This is a genomic window from Microcystis sp. T1-4, from assembly GCF_000297435.1.
GTDB lineage: Bacteria > Cyanobacteriota > Cyanobacteriia > Cyanobacteriales > Microcystaceae > Microcystis.
In genome coordinates this window covers 1-5149 of the sequence record NZ_CAIP01000064.1, presented here as the reverse complement: position 1 = coordinate 5149, position 5149 = coordinate 1, and the positions used below count along the sequence as shown (strand labels likewise).

Genomic DNA, 5149 nt, shown 5'->3' with positions numbered 1-5149 from the left:
ATCAGTTATCAGTTATCAGTACAACTAATAACCAAATTAACAACTATGACCACTACTACCTTAATTCCCAATCCTGCTATCAATAATCGCTCCCGCGATGTTCAAACCGCAGAAATTGCCGATCAAACTTGGGTTTTTCGCTCGCGTACTTGGGACAGATTAAAATTTGAAATAGAATATGCTCGTCAACGGGGAACCACCGCCAATTCCTATCTTATCCGGGGCGATAAAACCGCATTAATCGATCCTCCCGGAGAATCCTTCACCGAAATTTATTTAGAAGAAATTCGTCAATATGTCCCCTTACATCGTCTCGATTATCTAATTCTCAGTCACGTTAATCCCAACCGTATCGTCACTTTAAAGGCATTATTAGCCGCAACCCATCAAATCACCATCCTCTGTTCTAAAGCTGCCGTCAATACCCTGAAAAATGCCTTGCCTGATGCCCAAATTGTGGGCATACGAACCGATGAAATCCTTGATTTAGGGCAGGGTCATCAACTCAGTTTTATTAATGTCCCTACCCCACGCTGGTCTGATGGAATCTGCACTTTTGATCAAAAAACCCAAATTTTATACAGCGATAAATTCTTTAGTGTGCATCTGTGCAGTGATGAGCTTTGGGATAAAAATTGGAAAGAATTAGACGCAGATCGTCGTTATTATTTTGATTGTCTCCATGCCGTGCAATCAAAACCAGTAGAAACGGCCCTCGACAAAATTAAAGAATTTCCTGCCCAATATTATGCACCTGCCCATGGTCCGATAATTCGTTATAGTCTTAGTCGTCTTGCCCACGATTATCGTTATTGGTGTCAAGAACAAAAAACTCGACCCCTACAAGTGGCTTTATTATATGCTTCTGCCTACGGAAATACTGCCACCCTGGCCCGCTCGATCGAACGAGGATTACTAGAAAATGATCTGGCCGTAGAATCAATAAATTGTGAGTTTGCCACCCCCGCCGAAATTAGTCAAGCGATCGAAAATTGTGACGGATTTATTATCGGTTCTCCCACCTTAGCCGGTCACGCTCCCACCCAGATCCAAACCGCTTTAGGAATCGTTCTTTCCACGGCAGCAAAAACTAAATTAGCTGGGGTTTTTGGTTCCTATGGTTGGAGTGGGGAAGCGGTAGATTTAATTGAAACTAAACTCAAAGATGCCAATTATCGCCTCGGTTTTGAATCCTTGCGCGTGCGTTTTAACCCCACAGAAAGCAGTTTACAGGCAGGTTATTTAGCCGGAGAAACCTTCGCCCACACCTTGAAAAAAACCAAAAAATTTCGGGTTCCCCAACAGGGAATGACCGAAACACAGATTGATCGCACTGCCCAGGCCGTTGGTCGGATCGTCGGTTCCCTCTGTGTTCTCACCAGTCGTCAGGGCGAGGCTCATGCTGGTTTCTTGACCTCTTGGGTATCCCAAGCCAGTTTTAACCCCCCGGGGCTAATTATCGCCGTTGCTGACGAACAAGCCGCCGATCGCCTAATTAACTCCGGAACCACTTTTACCTTGAATATTCTTAAGGAAGGGCGCAATTTACGCCGCCATTTTTCCAATTGCATCAAATCCGGCGGCGATGTCTTTATGGGATTAGAAACCCAAGTCGGGGAAAATGGCTGTCTGATTTTAAGCGAAAGTCTCGCCTATCTAGAGTGTACGGTCAAAGAGCGACAACTCTGTGGCGATCGCTGGTTAGTCTATGCCACCGTCGAGCGGGGTCAAGTTTTGGATGGTAACGGTGTCACCGCCATCGGTCATCGCAAATCCGGTAGTCAGTATTAAAACTGGACTGGGGGGGTCAAGTTCCTGACTTTCCCCCTATCATCGGCCTAGATTTCTGGGGAACAAATGTTATGTTAGTATCCAAGGTTGCCCGACCGGGCCATTTTGTCTTTGTTTCCCCATGAAAAAATTGCCGCTACTCCTATCGGTGGGGAGTGTTGCCTTATTGTTGGTGGGATGTCCAGCTTCCAACCAAGCTAATCAATCCCCACCACCCAGCCAAGAAACCCCCACCCCCCCTCCTAGTCCCCCAGCTGCCCCACCTGCCACCTTTAGGGGTGCCATGAAACCAGCCACCAAACCAACCCCCCCAAGGGTAGCAGCGGGATTGATTCCCGCTACCGATCCCGACCAAAAACGGGCAGAAATTAATCGCGGTCGCAGCGATCCCTTTGCCCCCTTTCCCCTACAACCAAATATTACAATTACAGTGGCGGAAAAACCCCCAGCTGGGACTCCGGCGGCCACCGCACCCGCAGCAATGGGCAATCGTTCCACCCCCGCAGCCGCAGCCACGGGCAATCGTTCCACCCCCGCAGCCGCACCCAGGGGCAATCCTCCCAACCCCGAACCACCGATAGTTAAAGGGCCGCCACCACCACCGCAACCGACAGAAGCGGAAGCAGTACAAGTATCGGGCATCGTCCAGTTACCTACCACTGCCATGGCGATCGTGAAAGCCCCCGGAGAAGCTACGGAACGTCGAGTTATCCCCGGTTCTAGCCTCTCTAATGGTTTAATTTTAGTTAAAGCGATCAATACTAATCCCGACAATCCCTATATTGTCTTAGAACAATACGGTCAAACTATTACCCGTCGTTTAGGGGATGGTGTCCCCGAACCAGCCACCGCACCGCAAGCCTCGATCAGCTATAATGTTTCCGAATCAGGAGAATAAAACCCGTGCGATCGATTGCTATTCAACAAAAACAAACCATTATTTATCCCCAAATGCCCTTGGCTATCTATCGGGAGTTAGCCAGCCATTTACAACAGGTTCAGGGTGTGGAAACCCATCTAACTGCCCAGCAGTTCCAACAATTCGATTATCATCAAAGTCAGATCGGTAGTCTCGAAATTAACTATACTGAGACTTTTCAGGAAAGCGATCGCACTCTGGTTGCGGCAATTCTCGATTATTATGCCCAACGTCACGGCCCCTATCAGCTTTCCTAAGCTTTCTCTCCTCACCTTTTCCCCGATTACCGACTTTCTTCTTAAAAACTAAAAATATCTTATAGGATTTATCTTAATGCTGGGGATGATGCCAAATCTCCTCACACTTCATATAAACTTAAGTAGGGTTTGCGGCAAAAAGTACGGGCGAAGCATTCGGATAGAAAATCTACGGTTTCACCGATAGGTTATTGCCCGAATGCTTCGCCCCTACAGGACGTAGGGTTCATTCATGAATCAACCCTGCCTTTTATAAAAATTAAAATCTTTCTGATTTTAAGCCACCGACGCAGAGGTAGTCACTGATAACTGCTCACTGCTCACTGATAACTGCTCACTGCTCACTGATAACTGAAATGACCCTACCCAATTCCCTAGAAGAAACGATCCTGCAAGCGAAAGCCGCCACCCAACTGGCTCTAGAATCGGGAGCTAGATGCGTACAAGTGGAATTAGTTATCCCAGAAATTGCCCTGCAAGCGCAAGCTTTAGCCCTTGATTTTACCTCTATTTTTGACAGTTATGGTTCTGGTTTAAGGGTAATTTTTCCCGATACCGGGGCCGCCATGTTAGCTCGACGGGATTGGGGAGAAACAGTTTTTCAACTGGGAGATTTAGGTAGTCGTTTTATTCCCATCGAAAACAAAATTAAGCCCGAAGATGAAGCTTTTTTAGTTGTTTGTCCCTCCTCGGTGGAGATTAATTCCGTAGAAAAACTCTGTAACTTGGCCGAAGATCGCCCCGTAGTTCTTCTAATTCCCCAATTGGAAGATGTATCGGTGGTGGGTATCGGTTACGCAGCCCGACAATTGCGAGAAAGATTTTTAAGTACCCTAGAAAGTTGTTATTATTTTCGTCCCTTGGAATCAGCGATCGTGTATCGTTCCTATCCTTCCTTGTGGCAAGTTTGGCTGGAAAAAGAAGACGGTTACGAGTTAATTTCCGAACAATCCACTAAACCCATGGGCGAAGCTTTAGAAAATCTGATTCTGAAAGCTTCTAGTAATAATCCTAATGATAGTTCTAATCCTGTTAATAAAGCCAAAAAGTCCGGTTTATTTGCCACTATGGGACGCTTCTTAAAAGCATTACAACAGTGACATACTCCCCCCGTCAAGCTAGGCTGTGACGGGGGATTTTTTCCCCATTGCTGTTAGAAATTCTTGGCTTCTACAGATTGACCTCGATTGCAACTTTTATCCTTCTATTTTAACCGATCATTTGGCAATGCTATAATTAAAATTAATCGGTAGTTTCCCTAGAGGTAAACTTTTATGATTGTCAATAAGCGAGAACTCAAACAAGCCTTAAATCGGGTGTACTTGAAAATCAAGCCTGAGGCTGAAACAATTCAGGTTTTTCAAGCTAATTTGACGCGCTTGTTGGAGCAATGTGACAGCAAAAAGTCCGAAGAGTTTAATAAAAATTTGCTGATAGATTTTAAAAAAAATACCTATTATACCGATCGCTATTTTATCAATACAAAAGAGCGCATTGATCTGGTGATTCATAATAACCAGGATGTTAAAAGTCCAGTGGGGGTCATTTTTGAGACTAAGAAGCCTACTCGGACAATAAATGCAGAAATGCCAAGACTGGATAATCTCAACACTAAGGCTTTTCAGCAGTTAGGGCTTGCTGAATAAAGGTCAAATGTAGGCAAGGTAAGGGTTTTGTGGCTTTTCTCGCTCCCACAGGTGCAAGATTTTGAGAGAATCGTGCTTCAAAACCTTGCGTCTTCATCGGCCCGCGTCCTGTAGGGGCGAAGCATTCGGACAATAACCTATCGGTGAAAAGGTAGATTTTCTATCCGAATGCTTCGCCCGTACTTATTCAGCAAACCCTAATTGTGGTTCTCACCATAGGATTAAGAATGGTTCTATTCATAATGGAAAACCCAAACGTCAATGTAAAGAGTGTGGTCGTCAGTTTGTGATCAATCCCACTAATAAAACCGTCTCTGACGAAACCAAACAATTAATTGATAAACTCGGTTCTTCGGTTTGTGTTATGCAATGGACGGGAGTTATAAGGGGTGAAACCCTTATATAGAAAGACATGGCTGCGATTTTTGCCAATTGTTTTCAATCTAGAACGAGCTAATCAATTAAGTCCCTTGCCAGATAAGGATTTAGCCGATTTCTGCCCCCTGATCGAACCATACGAAGTAACGAAGAACCAT

4 protein-coding genes and 2 pseudogenes are annotated in these 5149 nt (G+C 45.3%); all 6 read left to right on the top strand.

The genetic code is table 11. The features are described 5' to 3' along the window. Nucleotides 1-45: 45 nt before the first annotated feature. Nucleotides 46-1791 (top strand): diflavin flavoprotein, encoded by a 1746-nt coding sequence (locus MICAI_RS03635; RefSeq protein WP_008197888.1) that lies wholly within the window; start codon nt 46-48, stop codon nt 1789-1791. Between the two features lie 121 nt (nt 1792-1912). Beyond that, complete coding sequence (locus tag MICAI_RS03630; protein ID WP_008197886.1) at nt 1913-2689, top strand: hypothetical protein; 777 nt, start codon at nt 1913-1915, stop codon at nt 2687-2689. 5 nt (nt 2690-2694) lie between these two features. Further along, on the top strand, nt 2695-2967 hold the full coding sequence (locus MICAI_RS03625; RefSeq protein WP_008197884.1) for a hypothetical protein: 273 nt from the start codon (nt 2695-2697) through the stop codon (nt 2965-2967). A 356-nt stretch (nt 2968-3323) separates the two neighbouring features. Continuing rightward, nucleotides 3324-4067 (top strand): DUF1995 family protein, encoded by a 744-nt coding sequence (locus MICAI_RS03620; protein WP_008197882.1) that lies wholly within the window; start codon nt 3324-3326, stop codon nt 4065-4067. Between the two features lie 174 nt (nt 4068-4241). Continuing rightward, nucleotides 4242-4604: pseudogene (locus MICAI_RS03615) on the top strand (class I SAM-dependent DNA methyltransferase); the annotation flags it as partial. A gap of 205 nt (nt 4605-4809) precedes the next feature. Then, nucleotides 4810-4947, top strand: a pseudogene (locus tag MICAI_RS26805) (ISNCY family transposase); the annotation flags it as partial. Nucleotides 4948-5149 lie beyond the last annotated feature (202 nt).

Bases quoted from the DNA above. Each gene is read 5' to 3' on its own strand.
- MICAI_RS03635 (WP_008197888.1), top strand. From the start codon at position 46: ATGACCACTACTACCTTAATTCCCAATCCTGCTATCAATAATCGCTCC.
- MICAI_RS03630 (WP_008197886.1), top strand. From the start codon at position 1,913: ATGAAAAAATTGCCGCTACTCCTATCGGTGGGGAGTGTTGCCTTATTG.
- MICAI_RS03620 (WP_008197882.1), top strand. From the start codon at position 3,324: ATGACCCTACCCAATTCCCTAGAAGAAACGATCCTGCAAGCGAAAGCC.